The sequence below is a fragment of the Lysinibacillus sp. GbtcB16 genome (assembly GCF_019091145.1).
Lineage (GTDB): Bacteria > Bacillota > Bacilli > Bacillales_A > Planococcaceae > Lysinibacillus > Lysinibacillus fusiformis.
Map to the genome: position 1 here is coordinate 1 of NZ_JAGXJV010000862.1, position 236 is coordinate 236.

Here is a 236-nt window from a genome sequence, read left to right on the forward strand (position 1 = left end):
GACTTAGCGACTTAGTGGATTGTTTTGGCATAGGCGATTTCCTTTGCTTTTTTTCTGGATTTCGATCTTAACTTCGCTCTTAGTTCCTTATTCTTCACTTTCGGTATGTAGGCCATCGTAGATAATGCCAGAACCTCTCGAATGTCCTCGTCGGTTTTCAACGTGTCATCCAGCGCATCCACCAACAAAATGATACCAATTGTAGCAGCCAAGGACGCAACGAAGGCTAAAATAAT

Annotated in this window: 1 pseudogene; it reads right to left on the bottom strand. The window is 42.8% G+C overall.

Annotated features, from left to right (window positions below):
• Positions 1-11: 11 nt before the first annotated feature.
• Positions 12-236: pseudogene (locus KVT27_RS26130) on the bottom strand (hypothetical protein); the annotation flags it as partial.